This is a genomic window from Streptomyces sp. NPDC021622 (genome assembly GCF_040640795.1).
Taxonomy (GTDB): Bacteria; Actinomycetota; Actinomycetes; order Streptomycetales; family Streptomycetaceae; genus Streptomyces.
On the sequence record NZ_JBFACK010000012.1, the window covers coordinates 193905 to 214928 of the forward strand.

The 21024-nt window shown below is 71.0% G+C and carries 15 protein-coding genes; 2 read left to right on the plus strand and 13 right to left on the minus strand.

All coding sequences use genetic code 11. The annotated features are described in order from the left end of the window. Window positions 1-76: 76 nt before the first annotated feature. Together AB0G47_RS24525 and AB0G47_RS24530 are read left to right on the plus strand one after the other, a co-directional pair. Window positions 77-1069: an aldo/keto reductase gene (locus AB0G47_RS24525; protein ID WP_266871004.1), complete on the plus strand. Its 993-nt coding sequence runs from the start codon at window positions 77-79 to the stop codon at window positions 1067-1069. A 148-nt stretch (window positions 1070-1217) separates the two neighbouring features. Then, window positions 1218-2393 carry a PQQ-dependent sugar dehydrogenase gene (locus AB0G47_RS24530; RefSeq protein WP_360773876.1) on the plus strand — a complete coding sequence of 392 codons (1176 nt, stop codon included), beginning with the start codon at window positions 1218-1220 and terminating at the stop codon, window positions 2391-2393. Window position 2394: 1 nt separating this feature from the next. Here AB0G47_RS24530 and AB0G47_RS24535 read toward each other — a convergent pair whose 3' ends face one another. The 13 genes from AB0G47_RS24535 to ligA form a co-directional block, all read right to left on the minus strand. Further along, window positions 2395-2613, minus strand: coding sequence for a DUF6191 domain-containing protein (locus AB0G47_RS24535; RefSeq protein ID WP_360773641.1), 219 nt, complete (start codon window positions 2611-2613; stop codon window positions 2395-2397). Window positions 2614-2698: 85 nt separating this feature from the next. After that, window positions 2699-5827, minus strand: coding sequence for an AAA family ATPase (locus AB0G47_RS24540; protein ID WP_360773644.1), 3129 nt, complete (start codon window positions 5825-5827; stop codon window positions 2699-2701). Window positions 5828-5916: 89 nt separating this feature from the next. Continuing rightward, a complete protein-coding gene (locus AB0G47_RS24545) occupies window positions 5917-6102 on the minus strand; it encodes a hypothetical protein (protein ID WP_360773646.1) in 186 nt (61 codons plus the stop codon). A gap of 171 nt (window positions 6103-6273) precedes the next feature. Further along, on the minus strand, window positions 6274-6900 hold the full coding sequence (locus AB0G47_RS24550) for a hypothetical protein (RefSeq protein ID WP_360773649.1): 627 nt from the start codon (window positions 6898-6900) through the stop codon (window positions 6274-6276). Between the two features lie 35 nt (window positions 6901-6935). Then, window positions 6936-7538, minus strand: coding sequence for a GNAT family protein (locus AB0G47_RS24555; protein ID WP_360773652.1), 603 nt, complete (start codon window positions 7536-7538; stop codon window positions 6936-6938). Next, window positions 7507-9846 carry an MMPL family transporter gene (locus AB0G47_RS24560; protein ID WP_360773655.1) on the minus strand — a complete coding sequence of 780 codons (2340 nt, stop codon included), beginning with the start codon at window positions 9844-9846 and terminating at the stop codon, window positions 7507-7509. The genes AB0G47_RS24555 and AB0G47_RS24560 overlap by 32 nt, the downstream gene beginning before the upstream one ends. Before the next feature lie 214 nt (window positions 9847-10060). Beyond that, entirely contained in the window at window positions 10061-12163 is a 2103-nt protein-coding gene (locus AB0G47_RS24565; protein ID WP_360773658.1) for a phosphocholine-specific phospholipase C, read from the minus strand. Between the two features lie 191 nt (window positions 12164-12354). Further along, window positions 12355-13866 carry an Asp-tRNA(Asn)/Glu-tRNA(Gln) amidotransferase subunit GatB gene (gene gatB / locus AB0G47_RS24570; protein WP_360773660.1) on the minus strand — a complete coding sequence of 504 codons (1512 nt, stop codon included), beginning with the start codon at window positions 13864-13866 and terminating at the stop codon, window positions 12355-12357. Window positions 13867-13882: 16 nt separating this feature from the next. After that, on the minus strand, window positions 13883-14116 hold the full coding sequence (locus AB0G47_RS24575) for a hypothetical protein (RefSeq protein WP_360773879.1): 234 nt from the start codon (window positions 14114-14116) through the stop codon (window positions 13883-13885). 5 nt (window positions 14117-14121) lie between these two features. Next, window positions 14122-15627 (minus strand): Asp-tRNA(Asn)/Glu-tRNA(Gln) amidotransferase subunit GatA, encoded by a 1506-nt coding sequence (gatA, locus tag AB0G47_RS24580; RefSeq protein ID WP_360773663.1) that lies wholly within the window; start codon window positions 15625-15627, stop codon window positions 14122-14124. A 5-nt stretch (window positions 15628-15632) separates the two neighbouring features. After that, window positions 15633-15929, minus strand: coding sequence for an Asp-tRNA(Asn)/Glu-tRNA(Gln) amidotransferase subunit GatC (gene gatC, locus AB0G47_RS24585; protein ID WP_010984178.1), 297 nt, complete (start codon window positions 15927-15929; stop codon window positions 15633-15635). A 320-nt stretch (window positions 15930-16249) separates the two neighbouring features. Further along, window positions 16250-18625, minus strand: coding sequence for a bifunctional diguanylate cyclase/phosphodiesterase (locus AB0G47_RS24590; protein WP_360773667.1), 2376 nt, complete (start codon window positions 18623-18625; stop codon window positions 16250-16252). Window positions 18626-18826: 201 nt separating this feature from the next. Next, complete coding sequence (gene ligA / locus AB0G47_RS24595) at window positions 18827-21010, minus strand: NAD-dependent DNA ligase LigA (protein WP_360773670.1); 2184 nt, start codon at window positions 21008-21010, stop codon at window positions 18827-18829. Between the last annotated feature and the right edge of the window lie 14 nt (window positions 21011-21024).

The following is a 21024-nucleotide window of genomic DNA, read 5'->3' on the forward strand; positions in this document are numbered from 1 at the left end:
ACAGGCCGCACGCCGGGTCCGGGGCCGCAGAGGTTACGTTGGTGGCCGCTAGGACAGAGGTGGGGGGCACGGCCAGGTGGACCGCAGGACGATCGGCGCCGCAGCGCTCGAGGTGGGCGCGATCGGACTCGGCTGCATGCCGATGAGCTGGGCCTACACGGGCTCGCGGCAGCGGGGCGAGGAGTCGCTGCGCACCGTGCACGCGGCGCTCGACCAGGGCTCGACCCTGCTGGACACCGCGGACATGTACGGGCCGTTCACCAATGAGCACCTGGTGGGGCGTGCGCTCAAGGGGCGCCGTGCCGAGGCCTTCGTCTCGACCAAGTGCGGGCTCCTGGTGGGCGAGCAGCACATCGTCGCCAACGGCCGCCCCGGCTATGTGAAGCGGGCCTGCGACGCTTCCTTGCGGCGGCTGCAGACCGAGACCATCGACCTGTACCAGCTGCACCGCGCCGATCCCGAAGTGCCCATCGAGGAGACGTGGGGCGCGATGGCGGAGCTCGTCGCGGCGGGCAAGGTGCGGGCCCTCGGGCTGTGTGCGCTGGGCGCCCGGGCATCGCGGCGCGAGGGCCGCGGCCTGCACGAGGGAACGATCCGCCAGCTCGAACGGATCCAGCAGGTCTTCCCCGTCGGCGCGGTGGAGGCCGAGCTCTCGGTGTGGTCACAGGAGGCGCTGCAGACCCTGCTGCCCTGGTGCGGCGCGCGAGGGATCGGCTTCCTGGCTGCGATGCCGCTGGGGAACGGTTTCCTCACCGGGACGCTGACGCCGGGGCAGGGCTTCGAGCCGGACGATCTGCGGGCCCGGCATCCCCGTTTCACCGCGGAGATGATGGCGGCCAATCAGCCGCTGGTGGTGGGCCTGCGCCGGGTGGCCGAGCGGCACGGGGCGACGCCGGCACAGGTGGCGCTGGCGTGGGTGCTCGCGCAGGGGCCGCACGTGGTGCCGATTCCGGGGGCCAAGCGGGAGCGCTGGGCGGTGCAGAACGCGGGGGCGGCAGCGGTGCGGCTCACCGCGGCGGACCTGGCGGAGATCGCGGCGCTGCCCGCGGCGCTGGGGTCGTGGGACTGAGGGCGACGTCAGGTCCGGTGCGGGCGGGCGTTGGGGCGGGCGTCCGCTGATCCGGCGGGCCCGGCGTCCGCGATCTCGTGCGGGTGAGGTGGGAACCTGCGAGGGCCGAGCGGTGTATGAACAGGAGAAGCGCCGCGTCGAAGGGAACCTGATCGTGCAACGACCTGCTGTGACCGCCCTATTGGCCGCTGCCGCCCTTGTGTTCGCGGCGGGATGCTCGTCCGGCGGTGATGCGCCTGACGAAGGCAAGAGCGCCGAGTCGAGCCCCGCGAAGGCGAGCGGGACCCCGACCGGGAAGCCGCGCGCCGACGCCCCTCCGGAGAAGGGAGCGGCGAAAGTCACCAAGACGCTCACCGAGGACCTGAAGTCGCCGTGGGGCCTGGCGGCCCTCCCCGGCGGAGACCTCCTGGTCTCATCGCGCGACGAGGGGACGATCACCCGCGTCGACGGGAAGACGGGCAAGAAGACCGGGCTCGGCGAGGTGCCCGGCGTCGCCCCCGGCGGCGAGGGCGGCCTGATGGGCCTCGCACTCTCTCCTTCGTACGCGTCGGACCACATGGTGTACGCGTACTTCACCACGGAGTCCGACAACCGCATCGCCCGCATGCTGTACGACGAGAAGAAGCCGTCCGGGGAGCAGCTCGGCGCTCCCGACACGGTCTTCAAGGGCATCCCCAAGGGGATGATCCACAACGGCGGCAGGATCGCCTTCGGTCCGGACAAGATGCTCTACGCGGGCACGGGCGAGACGGGCGACACCGATCTGGCCCAGGACAAGAAGTCGCTGGGCGGCAAGATTCTCCGCCTGACGCCGGACGGCGACCCGGCCCCCGGCAATCCCTTCGACGGCTCCCCCGTGTACTCGTACGGCCACCGCAATGTGCAGGGCCTGGCCTGGGACGAGGAGAAGCGGCTCTGGGCCGCGGAGTTCGGCCAGGACACCTGGGACGAGCTGAACGAGATCAAGGCCGGTGACAACTACGGCTGGCCCAAGGTCGAGGGCAAGGCGGACGGCGACGAAGGGGACGGCTTCCACGACCCGGTGGCCCAGTGGAAGACCTCCGAGGCCTCCCCCAGCGGCATCGCGTACGCCGAGGGCTCGATCTGGATGGCGGGCCTGCGCGGCGAGCGGCTCTGGAGGATCCCGGTGCTCGGCGTGCAGGGAACGGTGGAGCCCCAGTCCTTCCTGAAGGGTGAGCACGGCCGGCTGCGCACGGTGCTCGCGGCGGGCGGCGACAAGCTGTGGCTGCTCACCAACGAGACGGACTCACGGGGCACACCGGAGAAGGGGGACGACAAGATCCTTGAGGTGGAGGTGAAGTAGCTCAGCTCTCAGAGCCAGGAGTCTCATCAGGGGCGGGGCTCTCGTCCGCACGCGGCGACGGCACGGGTGGGCGTACGACCACCTTGCCCGACGTCAGGTCTATCGGCCCTCGCCCAGGGTCGCCGTCATTGAGGTCGACGCGGGTCATCTCCAGGCGCTTCTGCTCGTCGTCGGTGTGCTTGCGCCCTGGTGCGAACAATGCCTCGATCGCGTTGAACACTGTGCCTCCCTGGAGCCGAGATCCTGCAGTCAAGCGTAGGCGAGGCCGCCGGAAACCGGCCGGGGCGGGAGAAGGGGCAGGTCAGCTAGCCGGCGGCCCGCTCGTCAGCCGGTGGGAACAGGCGCAGGCGGTGGGCCAGGGCCGCTGCCTCGCCCCGGCCCGTGACGCCCAGCTTGGCGAGGATGTTGGAGACGTGGACGCTCGCGGTCTTCGGGGAGATGAAGAGCTCCTCGGCGATCTGGCGGTTGCTGCGGCCCGCGGCGACGCGGCGCAGGACGTCGCGCTCGCGGCTGGTCAGGCCGAGGGCCTCGGCGGGGTCGACGGGGGTGAGGGGGGTGCGTGTGCTCGCCGCGGCGCTTTCGGGGCTCAGGGGCAGGCGGGCGCGCTGGGCGAGCCCGGTGACGGCCTCGGCGAGGGGGTGGGCGGCCAGGCGTTCGGCGACCTCGCGGGCCTGTCGCAGCAGCGCGGCGGCGCGCTCGCGGTCGGCGTCCGCGCCGGCGGCTCCCGCGCCCCTGGCGGAGGAGGCGGCGAGGAGGGACTCGGCGAGGCGGTGACGGGCGCGGGCGAGGTCGTAGGGGCGGTCGAGGGGTTCGAGAGCGGTGACCGTGGCGGACCAGTCGGCGGGGGTGTCGCGGTCCTCGGCGCGCAGGAGTTCGGCGCGTACCCACTGCTCGTAGGCGGCCCAGACGGGCATGGGGGCGGGGAGGCTTCTGGCGGCCAGGCGGATGCGTTCGATGGCCTCGGCGCGGCCGGGCCCGGCGGCGGGCAGTCCTCGGGTGTCGGCCTCGGCGGTGGTGGCGGCGAGCAGCAATGGCCAGGCGTAGCGCTGGGTGCCGGGCGGGAAGCCGGTGGCGATGGCCTGTTCCAGCTCCGTACGGGCGGCGGTGATGCCCGAGGCGGGGTCGGGGTCGGCCGCCGCGATGCCGACGGCGACGGTGGCCACGGGCAGGGTGTACTGGGGCATGTGGTCGTGGGTGCCGTAGTGGGCGCGGGCGGCGGCCAGTTGGGCGGCAGCTTCGGGCACATCGCCGCGGCCGAGGGCGATGACGGCCTGCTGGTGGGCGGCGCCGGCCCGTGGCTTCACGCTGAGCGCACCACGGCGGGCGGCCTCGGCAGCCTCCATCGCCTCGTCCCAACGGCCCAGCGAGACAAGGGATTCCGCCTTGTTGACCTGGACCCAGCTCTCGGCGTCGGTGAGTCCGTACTTCCGGCAGAGGGCGATGCCCTGGTCGCCGATCTCCAGGGACTCCAGGGAGCGGCCCGCGCCTTCGAGGACGGACGGCAAGTTGATATGGATGTGCGGGATCCGGGAGACGAGGGCCGGGGGCTCCATGCAGCGCCGCCTGACCGCGTACATCTCGGCGAACCCCTCATCGACGTCGCCCGCGTCGACCAGGAGGCCGCCGAGGATGAGCCGGGCGTTGAGTTCGATCTCCTCGGCCTTGACCATCCGGGCGTATTCCACGGCTCGTTGGGCCGCCGCCAGGGTCTCCTCGCCGGGGTCGTGGAGCATGCCCCAGGAGGCGACGTTGGTGAGCACCTCGGCGTGCACCTCCGACGGGGGCAGGCCGCGTACAAGCTCCTGGGCGGTGGCGATCTCCGCCCAGCCGTCGCCGCGGCCGAGGGTGGAGGTGAGCCGGGAGCGCTGGATCCAGAACCAGGCGGAGCGCAGGGGGTCGGACTCCCCCTCCAGGAGCCGCAGCGCCCGCTTGGTGATCTTCAGGGCGCGTTCGCGCTCACCGCACAGGCGGCCGGCGACGGCGGCCTCCGCCATGAGGTCGAGATAGCGCAGCGGGGTGGTGGCGGGATCGCAGCCGCAGGCCGGGTAGACCTCGGCGTAATCGAGGGGGCGCAGTTCGAGGCGTACGTCTTCGGGGGCGTCGTCCCACAGCTCCATCGCCCGTTCGAGGAGGCGCAGTTGCTCGGAATACGCATAGCGGCGGCGGGCCTCGACGGAGGCGCACAGCACGGCGGGGAGCGCCTTCGCCGCGTCGTGCGCGTGGTACCAGTAGCTGGCGAGGCGGGTGGCGCGCTGGTCGGCGGCGACGAGCGCGGGGTCGGCTTCGAGGGCGGTGGCGAAGCGGCGGCTGATCCGGGAGCGCTCGCCGGGCAGCAGATCGTCGCCGACGGCCTCGCGGACCAGGGAGTGCCGGAAGCGGTAGCCGTCGCCGTCGGGCGAAGGCAGCAGGATGTTGGCGCCGACGGCGGCCCGCAGCGCCTCGATCAGGTCGTCCTCGGCGAGCTCCGCGACCGCCGCGAGCAGCGGGTACTCGACGGTCGAGCCGCCCTCGGCGACGATCCTCGCCACCCGCTGGGTGTCCTCGGGCAGCTCTTCGACGCGTACGAGAAGGAGATCGCGCAGCGACTCGGTGAGGCTCGCGCAGCTGCTGCCGTGCGAGGCGACGGCGAGTTCCTCGACGAAGAAGGCGTTGCCGTCCGAGCGGTCGAAGATGTCGTCCACCAGGGACTGTTCGGGCTCGGCGCTGAGGATCCCCGCCATCTGGCGGGCGACCTCCTTCTTGCTGAAGCGGGCGAGTTCGATGCGGCGCACGGTGCGCAGGCGGTCGAGTTCGGCGAGCAGGGGGCGCAGCGGGTGGCGGCGGTGTATGTCGTCGGCGCGGTAGGTCGCGACGACGACGAGGCTGCCGCTGCGCAGCGTGCGGAAGAGATAGGCGAGGAGGTGGCGGGTCGAGGCATCCGCCCAGTGCAGGTCCTCCAGGAGAAGGACGACCGGGCGGTCGGCTGCCAGGCGCTCCAGGAGGCGGACGGTCAGCTCGAAGAGCCGGGCCATGCCCTCCTCGTCGTGCTGGGCGTCGGTGCCGCGGCGGCGCTGCGGGGCCTCCCCCAGCTCCGGGAGCAGTCGGGCCAGCTCGCCCTCCTGGTCGGCGGCCGCGGCGTCGAACTCTTCGGGGAACTGGCGGCGCAGGGAGCGCAGAGCGCTGGAGAAGGGCGCGAACGGCAGTCCGTCCGCGCCGATCTCGACGCAGCCGCCGATCGCGACGACGGCGCCCTGCGCGCACGCCGCCGCGGTGAACTCCTCGATGAGGCGCGTCTTTCCGACGCCCGCCTCGCCGCCGAGCAGCAACGCCTGCGGCTCGCCCGTGCCGGGGGTGCTCCCCTTGGCACGGGCGAGTGCGTCGTTCAGAACGCCCAGTTCGTCGGAGCGGCCGACGAACACGGGGCTTACGGACCTGGTCTCCACAGGCGTGAGCATCGCACAGGAGGCGGCCGACCTGGCAGGGGATATCCCTCTGCCCTGGGCAGATGCCCCCGTGCTCCTCACGGCGGCTGCTCCCATGCCCGTCACGCGGCCCGCGTGAATCCGGCCCGCCGCAGGCCCGAACTCACCCGCCCCTCGCTTTCGTGGCGTACCGAGCGCCGCTCGGCACGGTCCGCCTTGGCCTCGCGGGCCACGCGGAGGAGGCGGCGGCGGTCGGCCTCACGGGTGAGGTCCGCGGCGCGCAGCTGGTGCATCTCGTACTCGAACATGTCGACTCCCTGGCTGACTTCCGGTGTGGGCTTCGCTTTCTGCGATGCCCTTACTTTCGTCTGCCAGGGAGGGTCGGCACATCGGGAGAGTGCCGCATCTTGAGGGGGTGGGGGGCCTTAGGGAGCGGGAGGGGGCCTTAGGGATCCCCACCCCTAAGGCCCCCACTACCGTCAACTCGCCGACGGCAGCCCGTAGATCAGATCCGAGTACTTGGCGATCGCGAGCAGCAGGCCGATGACGCCGAGGGCGACTCCCGCCCAGGCCACCGACTTGATCCACGGTGCCTGCTCCTGGTCGGGCGCGCCGAACGCGGGCCTGACCAGGACGACGAACCCGACGACCAGCGCGGCGAGCGCGAAGGTCCCGGCTATCAGCGCCGTGACCTGCCAGGAGTCGCCGTACAGAGCCTGGATCTGGTCGGCGACGCTCGCCGACTGCTTGGTCTCGAGCTGCCCCACGATGTTCGAGCGGGCCGCGGCGACCGTGCCGAGCCAGCCGCCGGACAGGCCGATCACACCGAGAGCGGCGGAGACGACGGCCGCGGCACCCTGGAAGACGCCACTGGACTTGGCCGGAGCGGCCTCGTCGGCCTCGTCGGCCATGTCGAGCTCATCGGCGTCGTCGATCTCCTCGGACGCGGCGCTCTTCTCCACGTCGGACGCGGCGCTCTTCTCCACGTCCACCTTGGTGCCGTCCGTGGTGTCCGCGGCCTCCTGCCCGGTGGCCTCGTCGGCCTCCGGCTCTGCGGGCTTTGCGGCCGACTCGGCCGCGGTCTCGTCCTCAGTCTTGGTTCCCATGCCCCGCACGGTACGGACGGAGTCTGAGAAGTTTCTTAACGCGTCGCGGCCCGGCCGGCCGAGGCCCCGGCGCCCTCCGCGTCGCGGGCCTCGCGCGCCTTCCGCCACTCCGGCGCGAGCACCGACCACACCTCCATGTCGTGCCGCACTCCCTGCCAGGGGAAGCTCTCACGGAGCACGCCGTCCTTGGTCATGCCCAGGCGCTCGGCGAGCGCGATGCTGCGGTGGTTCGCGGAGGACGCCATCCACTCCACGCGGTGCATGCCGCGCTCGTCGACCGCCCAGTCGATGAGGATCCGCGCCGCCTTGGAGATCAGGCCGCGGCCCGTCGCCGAGGGTTCGAGCCAGACCCCGACCTCGCAGGACTCCGTGGCGGTGTCGAAGATCCGGAAGAGGACGCCGCCGACGAGCGTGCCGTCGAGCCAGATTCCGTAGAGGCGGCCGGTGTCGGCGGCCTGCTTGTCGGCGTACGCCTGGAGCCGCTCGCGCGCCGATACGACGTCCGTCACGAGCGCGGTCAGCGGCACCCAGGGGCCCGCGAAGTCACGCGCCCGCTCGATGTGGCCGAGGAACTCCTCCGCCTGCCACGGCTCGATGGGCCGCAGTTCAGCGCCCTCGCCCAGCGATATCCCGAACATCCTGCTCCTTCGGCCGATCCGGTGCGGATTCCGACGCGGAACCGTCCGCGGACCCGTCCATGCGCTCGCCGTGCGAGTCCCGCTGTCCGGGGATAACCGCGACCGCCGCGATCTCCGCGATCTCCGCGATCTTTTCACGCACGTCGGCCGGATTCGAACGACATTCCGGAGGCTCGATGCTGATGCGCGGCAGCCACCGGTCGAGGCTGCGCGGCAGCCACCAGTTGGCGCCGCCCAGCATGTGCATGAGCGCCGGCACCAGCAGCGTACGGAGCACGAACGCGTCGAGCGCGACCGCTGCGGCGAGGCCGATGCCGAACATCGCGATGACCCGGTCGCCGCTCAGGACGAAGGCCAGGAAGACCGAGATCATGATCACGGCCGCCGAGTTGATCACCCGGCTCGTCTCGGCGAGGCCGACCCGGACGGCCCGCCGGTTGTCACCGGTCTCCAGCCACTCCTCGTACATCCGGCTGACCAGGAAGACCTGGTAGTCCATGGAGAGCCCGAAGAGGACGGACACCATGATCACGGGCAGGAAGGGTTCGATGGGGCCCGCCGAGCCGAGGCCGAGCAGCTCGCTCCCCCAGCCCCACTGGAAGATCGCGACGACGATCCCGAAGGCGGAGGCCACGGCGGCGACATTCATCGCGGCGGCCTTCAGCGGGATGCCGATCGAGCGGAAGGCGAGCAGGAGCAGGATGCAGCCAAGGCCGATCACCACCCCCACGAAGAGCGGCAGCTTGCCGACGATGATCTCCGCGAAGTCGTCGTAGCTCGCGGTGACGCCGCCGACGTGCACATCGAGCGAGGTGCCCGTCTCGGCCCGCGGCAGCACGTCGTCACGGAGCCGGTCGACCAGGTCGCTGGTCCGCTCGGACTGCGGGGACGAATCCGGTACGACGGTGAGGAAGGCGGCCGTGCCGTCCGCGTCGTACGTGACGGGGCTGACGGAGGCGACGCCCTTGGTCCCCTCGAGCGTGGAGCCGAGGTTGTCGACGGCGAGCCGGTCGCCCGCCGTCTGCACGTCGGTGACGAGCGTCAGCGGGCCGTTCACGCCGGGCCCGAAGCCGTCGGCGAGCAGGTCGTAGGCCTGCCGTGTGGTGGCCGTCGCCGGGTTGTTCCCCTGGTCGGATGTGCCCAGGTGCAGGGAGAGCGTGGGCAGCGCGAGGACCGCCATGACGGCGATGGCGACGACGCCGAGCAGCTTGGGGTGGCGCTCCACGAAGGCGGACCAGCGGGCGGCGAACCCGGTCGGCAGCTCCGGGGCGGGGCCGTGCTCGGCGAGGCGGCGCCGCTCGCGGCGGCTGAGCGCGCGCGGCCCTATCCAGGCGAGGAGGGCCGGAAGCAGGGTCACTGATGCGGCGACGGTGAGGAGCACGGTCAGCGAGGCCGCGATCGCGACGCCGTTGAGGAAGCTGAGCCGCAGGATGAGCATGCCGAGGAGCGCGATGCACACGGTGGCGCCCGCGAAGACGACCGCGCGCCCGGTGGTGGCGACCGCCCGTTCGGCGGCGACGGCCACCGGCAGCCCTTGTTTGAGGCCCTTGCGGTGTCTGGTCACGATGAACAGCGCGTAGTCGATGCCGACGCCGAGCCCGATCAGGGTGCCCAGCATCGGCGCGAAGTCCGCGACGGTCATGAAGTGGCCGAGCAGCACTATGCCCGCGTACGCCGTGCCCACCGAGACCAGGGCGGTGGCGATGGGCAGGATCGACGCGGCGAGCGAGCCGAAGGCGAGGAAGAGCACGACGGCGGCCACGGCGACACCGACGATCTCGGCGGTCTGGGCGCTCTTGGACTCGGTGAGGCCGACGGCGGTGCCGCCGAGCTCCACGTCGAGGCCGTCCGACTCGGCGGCCTTCGCGGTGTCGACGACGGCCTGTGCGTCCGCCTTGTCGATGGCGTCGGCCTGCTCGTGGAAGGTGACGGTCGCGTACGCGATGTGCCCGTCGGAGCTGATCTGGGTGGCGCCCTGCCCGGTGTACGGGCTGATCACGGACGCCACGGCGGGCATCTCGGAGATCTTGTCGAGGGCGCCGGTCATCGACTGCTCGACGGCGGCCGCGCGCACCGATGTGCCCGCTTCGGTCTTCCAGACGACGGTGTCGCTGTCGCCGCCGATGCCGTCGAATCCCTGGTTCAGGAGCTCGGTCGCACGGCCCGACTCGGTGCCGGGCACCTCGTAATTGTTCGAGTACGCGGATCCGGCGACGGCCGCGGCGGTCGCGGCGCCGCCGAGAGCCACGAGCCACAGCAGTACTGCGAGGAGACGGTGCTTGACGCACCACCGTGCGAGTGCTGCCACTGACTGGCTCCCTGGGAAGGTTCGTGGATCTTTATCGGGAACAGCCGTGAATCAAACGAACAGCCCGCAAAGAACGCATGAGCGGTGACATAAGCACCGCGGTCACCTTGTCAGCCAGGAGAGATCTTTTGTCCCTTTCGTGGCGATGCTCACACGGGCATGTGGAGCGCACGGGAGCCCCGTTCGAGCTCCCCTGCGCCCTCACGCCCCGCTGTCAGCCGGACACGCTCGCGCGCCCGTTCTCGATGTGCCCCATGAGCCGCCGCCGGAAGGCGGGCTCGCCCGCGGCCGTGATCTCGACGTCGTACCAGCCGTGCTCGTCACCGGTCGGCCAGGCGACGGTGCGGCTGCTGCCCGCCTTCACCCGGACGGTTCGCGTCCGCGACCTGACGTCCGCCTCGTCGACGTATCCGAGCGGCTTCACCGTGAAGACGAGCTGCTCGCGGCCCCGATTGGCCAGGGTGAGGTGGATCTCGCGGCGGGTGATCGCGGAGGCGAGCTGCGCGCTGCCGTCCTTGCCGCCGGCGAACTCGCGCCGGAAGCCGTTCGGCCCGGTGACCGTGAAGGCGTACGCGTCCTTGGCGACCGGCACGGTCCAGGAGCCCTCGCGTACGACGTCCTGGTGGAGCGGGGTCTTGAACTCGTCGGCGTAGGGATAGAGCGCGAAGTGCGCGCTGGAGCTGCCGCCGTTACGAAGGCGCACCGTGAGAGCACCGCTCTCGCCCGGCTTCGCGTCCGCGTCGGGCTGGTACGGCAGCGGGCGGGCGCGCCGGCTGCCCGGCTCCTGGACCGGCATGGACTGCTTCAGGGGCGGCTGCGGGGCCCAGCGGCCGCTGAACTCCGGGATGGCGCCGGGCTGCTCGACGTCGGGCTGCCGGTGGCCGCGCCTGAAGTCGAACGCGCCGGTGAGATCGCCGGTGACCTTGCGGCGCCAGGCGCTGATGTTGGGCTCCTTCACGCCGGTCCACTTCTCCAGGAAGCGCACCACGGAGGTGTGGTCGAAGACCTCGGAGCAGACATAGCCGCCGACGGTCCACGGCGAGACGACGAGCATCGGCACGCGCACGCCGAGCCCGGTCGGGCGGCCCTCCCAGCGCTCTTCCTTCTCCTCTGCCGAGTCCCCGCCGGGGACGGGCGGCGGGACGTGGTCGAAGAAGCCGTCGTTCTCGTCGTAGTTGATGAAGACGGCGGTGCGGCGCCACACCTCGGGGTGCGAGGCGAGCGCGTCGAGGACCTTGTAGACGATGGTCGCGCTGTGGATCGGCGAGGAGACGCTGGGGTGCTCGGAGTCAAGGGCGGACGGCACCAGATAGCTGACCTTCGGGAGCTTGCCGTCCGCGACGTCCCTGGCGAACGTCTCGGCGAGCTTCCCCGTCGGCACGCGCCGCAGGCCGCGCTCGAACAGCGACTTCTCCGCCTTGGTGAGGGTGGCGACGCCCTCCTCAAGGGTGGCGAGCAGCTTCGCGCGTTCAGCCTCGTCCTTGGCGTCGCGGACCTTGGCGTAGAAGGCCTCCATGAAGGTGAGGCCGGTCTTGGCGAGGACCTTCTTGGCGATCGCCTTGAAGGTGGTGAAGAACTCGATCTGGTTGTCGGTGAAGTTCTCCCACTCCGTGTACGTCTGCCAGCTCACGCCCGCCTTCTCCAGGCGCTCGGCGTACGTCCCCCAGTCGTAGCCGGGGTGCTTGCCCTCGTCGTACGCGTCGTTCTCCACGGCCCGCTTGCCGTTCGCCTCATATCCCGTCTTGCCGCTCCACAGGTGGTTGCGGTTGGGGCTCGTGGAGGTGTGGATCGAGGAGTGGTAGGCGTCGCAGACGGTGAAGGTGTCGGCGAGTTCGTAGTGCAGCGGGATGTCCTCGCGCGTGTAGTACGCCATGCAGGCCGCCGTCTTGGCGGTGATCCAGCCGTCCATCCAGCCGTCGTGCCAGGCCTTGGCGCCGCCGCCCCAGGAGTGGTCGAGGGCGCCGATGTACTGCAGGTCCTTCTTCTGCGCCGCGGCGGCCTCGCGGACCGGGAAGGGCAGGATGGTGCGCAGCACGCCGGGCTGCTCGAACACGCTCTTGCCACCGGGCAGTTGGACGGCGTTGCGGTCACCGAAGCCGCGTACGCCGCGCAGGGCCCCGAAGTAGTGGTCGAAGGACCGGTTCTCCTGCATCAGGATGACGACGTGCTCGATCGAGTCGAGCCCTCCGCCGCCCCTGGGCCGGTCCTGCGCCAATGCCTGCTGCAACGACGGCGGCAGGAAGGATCCGACGGCGGCGGCACCGAGCGCGCCACCGCCGACCGCCATCAGCCGCCTGCGCGATATCTCCGGGGACACGTACGACCTCCAGTCGACGGCCAATGGTTCTCCGCTGATCCATTGGCTTGCTCGGCTGGGACGGTAGCGACGTCTGGTATCGGTGTGAAGGCCGCGGACGGAAGTCACGGTGAACACACGTAGGGGCGGTACGCCAACCGGCGTGCCGCCCCTACCTGTTCGTACCCGGAGGGCCTTGGTACTCGGAAGGCCTAGCCCTCCACGCCCAGCCTCTCCAGGATCAGCTCCTTGACGCGTGCCGCGTCTGCCTGACCCCGAGTCGCCTTCATGACGGCACCGACCAGCGCGCCGACCGCCTGGACCTTGCCGCCGCGGATCTTGTCCGCGATCGCCGCGTTCCCTGCGATGGCCTCGTCGACGGCAGTCGTCAGCGCGCCCTCGTCCGAGACGACCTTCAGGCCGCGCTTCTCGACGACCTCGTCCGGCGTGCCCTCGCCGCCGAGGACGCCCTCGAAGACCTGGCGGGCCAGCTTGTCGTTCAGGTCGCCCTTGGCGACGAGCTCGGCGACCCGGGCGACCTGCGCCGGGGTGACGGGCAGTTCGTCCAGGGACTTGCCCGACTCGTTGGCGTTGCGGGCCAGTTCGCCCATCCACCACTTGCGCGCCGCGGCCGCGTCGGCGCCCGCCTCGATGGTGGCGACGATCGGGTCGACCGCACCGGCGTTGAGGATCGACTGCATGTCGTGCTCGCTGACGCCCCACTCCTCGCGGAGACGGTTGCGGCGTACGCGCGGCATCTCGGGGAGTCCGGCCCGCAGTTCCTCGACCCACTCGCGGGCCGGGGCGACGGGGACGAGGTCGGGCTCCGGGAAGTACCGGTAGTCCTCCGCGTTGTCCTTGATGCGGCCCGAGGTGGTGGAGCCGTCGTCCTCGTGGAAGTGACGGGTCTCCTGGATGATCGTGCCGCCCGAGTTCAGCACCGCGGCATGGCGCTGGATCTCGAAGCGGGCCGCGCGCTCCACGGAACGGAGCGAGTTGACGTTCTTCGTCTCCGAGCGCGTACCGAACTCCTCGCGCCCGTGCGGCCGCAGCGACAGGTTCACGTCGCAGCGCATCTGGCCCTTGTCCATCCGGGCCTCGGAGACGTCGAGCGCCTTGATGAGCTCGCGCAGCTCGGCGACGTACGCCTTGGCGACCTCGGGGGCCCGCTCGCCCGCACCCTCGATGGGCTTGGTGACGATCTCGATGAGCGGGATGCCCGCGCGGTTGTAGTCCAGGAGGGAGTGCGATGCGCCGTGGATACGACCCGTCGCGCCGCCCACGTGCGTGGACTTGCCGGTGTCCTCCTCCATGTGGGCGCGCTCGATCTCCACGCGGAAGATCTCGCCGTCCTCCAGCTGGACGTCCAGATAGCCGTTGAAGGCGATCGGCTCGTCGTACTGAGAGGTCTGGAAGTTCTTCGGCATGTCCGGATAGAAGTAGTTCTTCCGGGCGAAGCGGCACCACTCGGCGATCTCGCAGTTCAGCGCGAGGCCGATCTTGATCGCGGACTCGACGCCGATTTCGTTGACCACCGGCAGAGCGCCGGGCAGGCCGAGACAGGTCGGGCAGGTCTGGCTGTTGGCGCCCTGCTTGAGCTCGGTGGAGCAGCCGCAGAACATCTTGGTCTTGGTGCCGAGCTCGACATGGACTTCGAGGCCCATGACGGGGTCGTACGTCGCGAGGGCTTCCTCGTACGACACCAGGTCAGTCGTGACAGTCACGGTGAAACTTTCCCTCTCAGCCCAGCAGGACGTCGTCGTCGCCCAGGCGCTTGAGCTCCCGGTAGAGGATCGCCAGGCCGGTAGCGATGGCGGCGGCGGACACGGCGGCGTCGATCAGACGCAGGGTGTCGTTGTCGTTGCGTGCCATCTTCGCCTGCTTCACGACGCTGATCGCGCCGAAGGCGGTGCTGGCCAGCGAGACATAGACGCCGGTCTTGGACTTCTTGAAGTTCTTGGCCTTCTTTGCCATGGCAGTCACAGCGACGGAGCCTCCTCAAGCAGCGGGTGGCCCCACTTTTCCACGAAGGCGGCCTCTACGGCAGCGCCCACCTTGTACAGGCGGTCGTCCTTCATGGCGGGGGCGATGATCTGCAGCCCGACGGGCAGGCCGTCCTCCGGCGCGAGGCCGCAGGGCAGCGACATGGCGGCGTTGCCCGCCATGTTCGACGGGATGGTGCACACGTCCGCGAGGTACATCGCCATCGGGTCGTCGGCGCGCTCGCCGATCGGGAAGGCGGTGGTCGGCGTCGCGGGCGAGACGATCACGTCGACCTGCTCGAAGGCCTTCTCGAAGTCCTTCGTGATCAGGGTGCGGACCTTCTGGGCGCTTCCGTAGTACGCGTCGTAGTAGCCGGAGCTCAGTGCGTACGTGCCCAGGATGACGCGGCGCTTGACCTCGTCGCCGAAGCCGGCCTCGCGGGTCAGCGCGGTGACGTCCTCGGCGGACTTCGTGCCGTCGTCGCCGACGCGCAGGCCGTAGCGCATGGCGTCGAAGCGGGCCAGGTTGGACGAGCACTCGCTCGGCGCGATCAGGTAGTACGCGGAGAGCGCCAGGTCGAAGGACGGGCAGTCGAGCTCGACGATCTCGGCGCCGAGCTCCTTGAGCAGGGCGACCGACTCCTGGAAGCGCTGGACGACACCGGCCTGGTAGCCCTCGCCCGCGAACTGCTTCACGACACCGACGCGCATGCCCTGTACGGAGCCGTTGCGGGCCGCCTCGACGACCGGCGGGACCGGGGCGTCGATGGACGTCGAGTCGAGCACGTCGTGCCCGGCGATGGCCTCGTGCAGCAGCGCGGCGTCCAGGACCGTGCGGGCACAGGGGCCGCCCTGGTCGAGGGAGGACGAGAAGGCGACCATGCCGTAGCGGGACACGCCGCCGTAGGTGGGCTTGACGCCGACCGTGCCGGTGACGGCCGCGGGCTGGCGGATGGAGCCGCCGGTGTCCGTGCCGATGGCGAGCGGGGCCTCGTAGGAGGCGAGGGCGGCGGAGGAGCCGCCGCCCGATCCGCCGGGGATGCGGGTGAGGTCCCACGGGTTGCCGGTGGGCCCGTACGCGCTGTTCTCCGTGCTCGACCCCATGGCGAACTCGTCCATGTTGGTCTTGCCGAGGATGACGACGTCGGCTTCCTTCAGCTTGCGCGTCAGTGTCGCGTCGTACGGCGGGATCCAGCCCTCGAGGATCTTGGAACCGGCCGTGGTCGGTACGCCCTCGGTGGTGAAGATGTCCTTGAGCGCGAGCGGTACGCCGGCCAGCGGGCCGAGCTTCTCGCCTGCGGCGCGCTTGGCGTCGACGGCGCGGGCCTGCGCGAGGGCGCCATCGCGGTCGACGTGCAGGAAGGCGTGCACCTTCTCGTCGACGGCCTCGATACGGGCCAGGTGGGCCTCGGTGACCTCGACGGCGGTGAGCTCACCGGCGGCGATCTTCGCGGCGATCTCGGCAGCCGTGAGCTTGATGATGTCGATCTTGCTGTCCGTCATGGTGATTAGTCCTCCCCCAGGATCTGCGGCACCTTGAAACGCTGCTGCTCCTGGGCCGGGGCGCCAGAGAGCGCCTGCTCGGGGGTGAGCGACGGACGGACCTCGTCCGCGCGCATGACGTTCGTCAGCGGCAGCGGGTGCGAGGTCGGCGGTACGTCTTGGTCGGCGACCTCCGAGACGCGGGCGACCGCGCCGATGATGTCGTCGAGCTGTCCGGCGAAGTGGTCGAGCTCCTCGGCCTTCAGCTCCAGACGTGCAAGGCGGGCGAGGTGGGCGACCTCCTCGCGCGTGATGCCAGGCATGCGGCGATCCTCAGGGGTGAGTGTGCGGTTTGTGGCCCAATCCTATGGGGCCGCACCCCATGCCCGTGAAACGGATTCCCTGCCGGTCTCCATGCGGAGGGCTTGGGCGGTCCTCTTCGCCCCCGGCGGTGGGGGCGTCTCCGCCGCTCCGCGGCGGGTTTCCCGCCCGCCCACCCGATTGCCCGGCGGCTTCGTGGCCCTAATCGGGCCCCACCCGGATCACGCCGCGGGTCACGTCTCGGCGTCCGCGCCCCCTGCCCGGATGGCCCCGCCGGACGCCCCGCCACATCCACGCCGGCCTGCGCCGACCGCCCCAGGAGCTACTTCGCGATGTCCGCGCCCGCCTCCGCCGCCGCCTGTTCCTCCGCCGCGATGTCCACGGGGCGGCGCCAGCCGCGGGGCCCGCGTGCCTGCAGCCATGCCGTCGTTTCGCCGGCCGGCATCGCCGCGGCCACCAGCCAGCCCTGTACGGCGTCGCAGCCCAGGTCCCGCAGGCGCTCCCATGTCTCGTCGTCCTCGACGCCCTCGGCGACCACGAGGAGGCCGAGGGAATGGGCGAGGTCGACGGTGCAGCGGACGATCTCCGCGTCCTCGTTGTCCACGGCCAGGCGGGCCACGAACGAGCGGTCGATCTTGAGCTCGCTCACGGGCAGCCGCCGCAGGTGCACCAGGGACGAGTACCCCGTACCGAAGTCGTCGAGGGACATCTTCACGCCGTGGCCGGTCAGGCCTGCCAGGGTGTCCGCGGCCCGCTGCGGGTCCTCGAGGAGTACGTGCTCCGTTATCTCCAGCTGCAGCGCCCCCGCGGGGACCCCGTGCCGGGCCAGGCGTGCGGCGACAGCGCCGGCGAAACCGGGGGTGTGCACGTCGCGCGGCGACACATTGACCGCGACCGGGACCTTCAGGCCCATCGCCTGCCACTTCGCGACCTGCCCGAGCGCCGTCTCCAGGACGTACTCCGTCAGGTGCGGCATGAGCCCCGACGACTCGGCGATGGCGATGAACTCGTCCGGCGGCACCTTCCCGCGCTCCGGATGCACCCACCGCACCAGCGCCTCGAGCCCCGCGACCTTGCCGTCGAAGCGGACCTTGGGCTGGTAGTGCAGCTCGACGTCACCGGCGTCCAGGGCGCGCCGCAGATCGCCCAACAGGCCCAGGCGGTCAGGGGTGTTGGAGTCCCGCTTGGACTCGTACACCTCGACGCCCGTGCGGTCGCGCTTGGCCTGGTACATCGCGACGTCCGCGCGGCGAAGGAGACCCTCCGCGTCGAGCGCGTGGTCGGGGAAGACGGCGAGGCCCGCGCTGGCCTCCAGGACCAGGGTCAGGCCGTCCAGATCGAGGGGTGAGCCGAGCGCCGCGACCAGGTTGCGGGCCACACGGGTGGCCGATGTCGTGGAGTCGGCGATCGGGAGCAGTACGGCGAACTCGTCACCGCCGAGCCGCGCGGCCTCCGCACCACGCGGCAGGGCGAGCCGGAGCCGGTCGGCGATCTGCAACAGCAGCCGGTCGCCCGCGAGATGACCGAGGGTGTCGTTCACCGAACGGAAGCGGTCCATGTCGATCAGCATCAGGGCGGACCGCGCCCCGATCCGCTCGGCATCGTCCAGAGCCGTCCAGGTGCGCTCCAACAGCCACTGCCGGTTGGGCAGTCCGGTGAGCGGGTCGCGCAGCTGCTCCTCGGCCCTGGCGCGGGCGATCCACAGCGTCGAGTCGAGCGCGACCAGGGGGATCGCGAAGAGCGGCAGGAGAAGCGGCGTCGATGCGGCGACCACGCAGATCAGCGGGGCGATGCCGAGCAGCGCGACGCCGACGAGGCCCTGGCGGACCAGGGCGGTGCGGGTGACCGTGGGCAGCGCGCCGGTGCTCGGCGCGTGGACGTACCACAACAGGACGCGGGTGACCGCGAGATAGGCGACGGCGGCCAGCGCGACCTCGGGAGCCGAGTACACGTCCCAGGTCTCGGGCAGCCAGGGCGACTCCGCCGTCGGCACCGTGCCGAACGCGGCCATTGCGAGGGCGCCCGCGCCGATGCCGAGGATGTCGACCGCGCCGTGCAGGATGCCCTGGCGCCAGCGATGGCGGCGCGCGACACCGACCAGGACGACGACGGTGAGGCTGACCATCCCGGCAGGCAGCCAGCCGTAGAGCAGCAGGACGGCGACGGTGAGCGCGCCGCCCGAGCCGGTGCCGCCCCACCAGCGGTCGCGGCCGAGCGCGACGAGGTGGCCGACGATCAGGCCCGTCAGGACGGCGAGGGACCAGCCGACGGTGCCGGAGGGGAACAGCGCGTGGTGCCCGGTGAACGCGTGGAAGAAGCCGGCGCCGAGCACCATGGCGGCCGTCGTCACCACGGCGACCGGAAGCACCGGCCAGCGGTCGCCCGAAGTGCGGTCCGTGCCCTGCTCGTCGGCGCTCCCCCACGACTGCGGGCGCCGGCCGCCGCCTGCGTCCTGGCCCGCCGTGTCCCTGACGGACTCGCCCGCATTGGCCCGGCCGGCGGAGCCGACCTCCTGGGTGGTGCAACCGGCGACCGTGCTCCACGCCCGTTCACGTCGCTCGACCGTGGTGTCCGGCGCGGCGGCGCGGCCGCTCTCCGCCTCGCTCGGCGTCCGGCGTCTGCTCAACCACGCGCCCGGCCCGCGCCGCAGGCGCGCGCGCAGCCGGGAGTCCGGGGCGGCGCTCTCGGTCGGTTCCATTCCCGTCCCTCTCACAGCCGGCGGTGCACACGCCACGTGGACTTGGTCCAGCGGTCAGCCGCGTCTGAATGCCACGGCAGGCGCACACCTCAACAGTAGGCCGCAGAAGGCTTCCACGGGCAGCGGTCCACAACGGTTGCCCGAATGCGACCCGGCCACCCGTATGCATCTGGTATGCGCTGAACGGGTGGCCTTCAACCGCTACTCCTCGGTCGGAAGCGCGACTTCCTTCGCCGCGTCCGGTCCCTTTTCCAGCAGGACGCCGAAGCCTTCCTCGTTGAGAACCGGAACCTTCAGTTGCATGGCCTTGTCGTACTTGGATCCCGGGTTGTCGCCGACGACGACGAATGCCGTCTTCTTCGAAACGGAACCGGTCACCTTCGCACCCAGGGTCTGCAGCGCATCTTTTGCGCCATCCCTTGTGTGGTGCTCGAGCGTTCCGGTGACGACAACGGTGAGACCTTCCAGCGGGCGCGGTCCTTCGTCTTCTCCCCCGCCCTCTTCCTCCATACGGACCCCGGCCGCCCGCCACTTGCGCAGGATCTCCCGGTGCCACTCCTCCTCGAACCACTGCTTGAGGGAGGCCGCGATGGTCGGCCCGACCCCCTCGACGGCGGCAAGCTCCTCCTCCGTGGCCTGCTCGATCCGGTCGATCGACCGGAACTCGCGGGCCAGTGCCTCCGCCGCGACCGGGCCGACGTGGCGGATCGAGAGGCCCGTGATGATGCGGGCGAGCGGGCGCTCCTTGGCCGCCGCGATGTTCTCCAGCATCGACACGGCGTTCTTCTTCGCCTCGCCCTGCTGGTTGGCGAAGACCGTGGCGACCTTCTCCTCGCCGGTCTTCGGGTCGCGCTTGGGCAGTCCGCTGTCCTGGTCGAGTACGTACGCCTTGATGGGCAGGAGCCGCTCGATGGTGAGGTCGAAGAGGTCGCCCTCGTCCAGGATCGGCGGCTCGGACGGCTCAAGGGGCTTGGTGAGGGCGGCCGCCGCCACGTATCCGAAGTTCTCGATGTCCAGGCACTTGCGGCCCGCCAGGTAGAACAGGCGCTCGCGCAACTGGGCCGGGCAGGACCGGGCGTTGGGGCAGCGGAGGTCGATGTCGCCCTCCTTCATGGGCCGCAGCGGCGTCCCGCACTCGGGGCACTCGGCGGGCATCACGAACTCCCGCTCCGTGCCGTCGCGCAGGTCGACGACCGGGCCGAGGATCTCCGGGATGACGTCGCCCGCCTTGCGCAGGACGACCGTGTCCCCGATGAAGACGCCCTTCTTCTTCACCACGTCCTGGTTGTGCAGCGTCGCGAACTCGACCTCGGATCCGGCGACGGTGACCGGCTCCACCTGCGCGTACGGAGTGACGCGGCCGGTGCGGCCGACGCCCACGCGGATGTTGACCAGCTTGGTGTTGACCTCTTCGGGCGCGTACTTCCAGGCGATCGCCCAGCGCGGGGCGCGCGAGGTCGAGCCGAGGCGGCCCTGGAGCGGGATCTCGTCCAGCTTCACGACGACGCCGTCGATCTCGTGCGCCACGGAGTGACGGTTCTCGCCGAAGTACGCGATGAACTCCCGTACGCCGTCGAGGCCTTGGACCACCTTGTTGTGCTGGGCGGTGGGCAGGCCCCAGCCGTGGAGGAGTTCGTAGGCGTGGCTGAGGCAGTCGATGTCGAAGCCCTCGCGGGCGCCGATGCCGTGCACCACCATGTGCAGCGGGCGCGTTGCGGTGACTCTGGGGTCCTTCTGGCGCAGCGAACCGGCCGCCGCGTTGCGCGGGTTGGCGAACGGCTTGTCGCCGGCCTCCACGAGACGGGCGTTGAGCTCCTCGAACTTCTCCATGGGGAAGAAGACCTCGCCGCGGATCTCGACGAGGGCGGGGATGTTGTCGCCCTTGAGGCGGTCGGGGATGTCCGCGATCGTGCGGACGTTCGGCGTGATGTCCTCGCCGACCCGGCCGTCGCCGCGCGTCGCCGCGCGGGTGAGCTTCCCGTCCTCGTACGTGAGGTTCACGGCGAGGCCGTCGATCTTCAGCTCGCACAGGAAGTGGTGGTCGCTCGTGCCGACGTCCTTGGCGACGCGCTCGGCCCAGGCGGCGAGCTCCTCGTCGTCGAAGGCGTTGTCCAGGGAGAGCATGCGTTCGCGGTGCTCCACCGCCGTGAAGTCGGTCTCGTACGCCCCGGAGACCTTCTGGGTGGGCGAATCGGGCGTACGAAGCTCCGTGTACTGCTCCTCCAGGGCCTCGAGCGAGCGAAGGAGCTTGTCGAACTCGGCGTCGCTGACGACCGGTTGGTCGTTCACGTAGTACCGGAAGCGGTGCTCCTCGATCTGTTCGGCCAGCTGGGCATGCTGATCCCGTGCCTCGGCGGGCACAGAGCCTTGCTGTTCGACAGCCACCGTTTCGTCCTCCC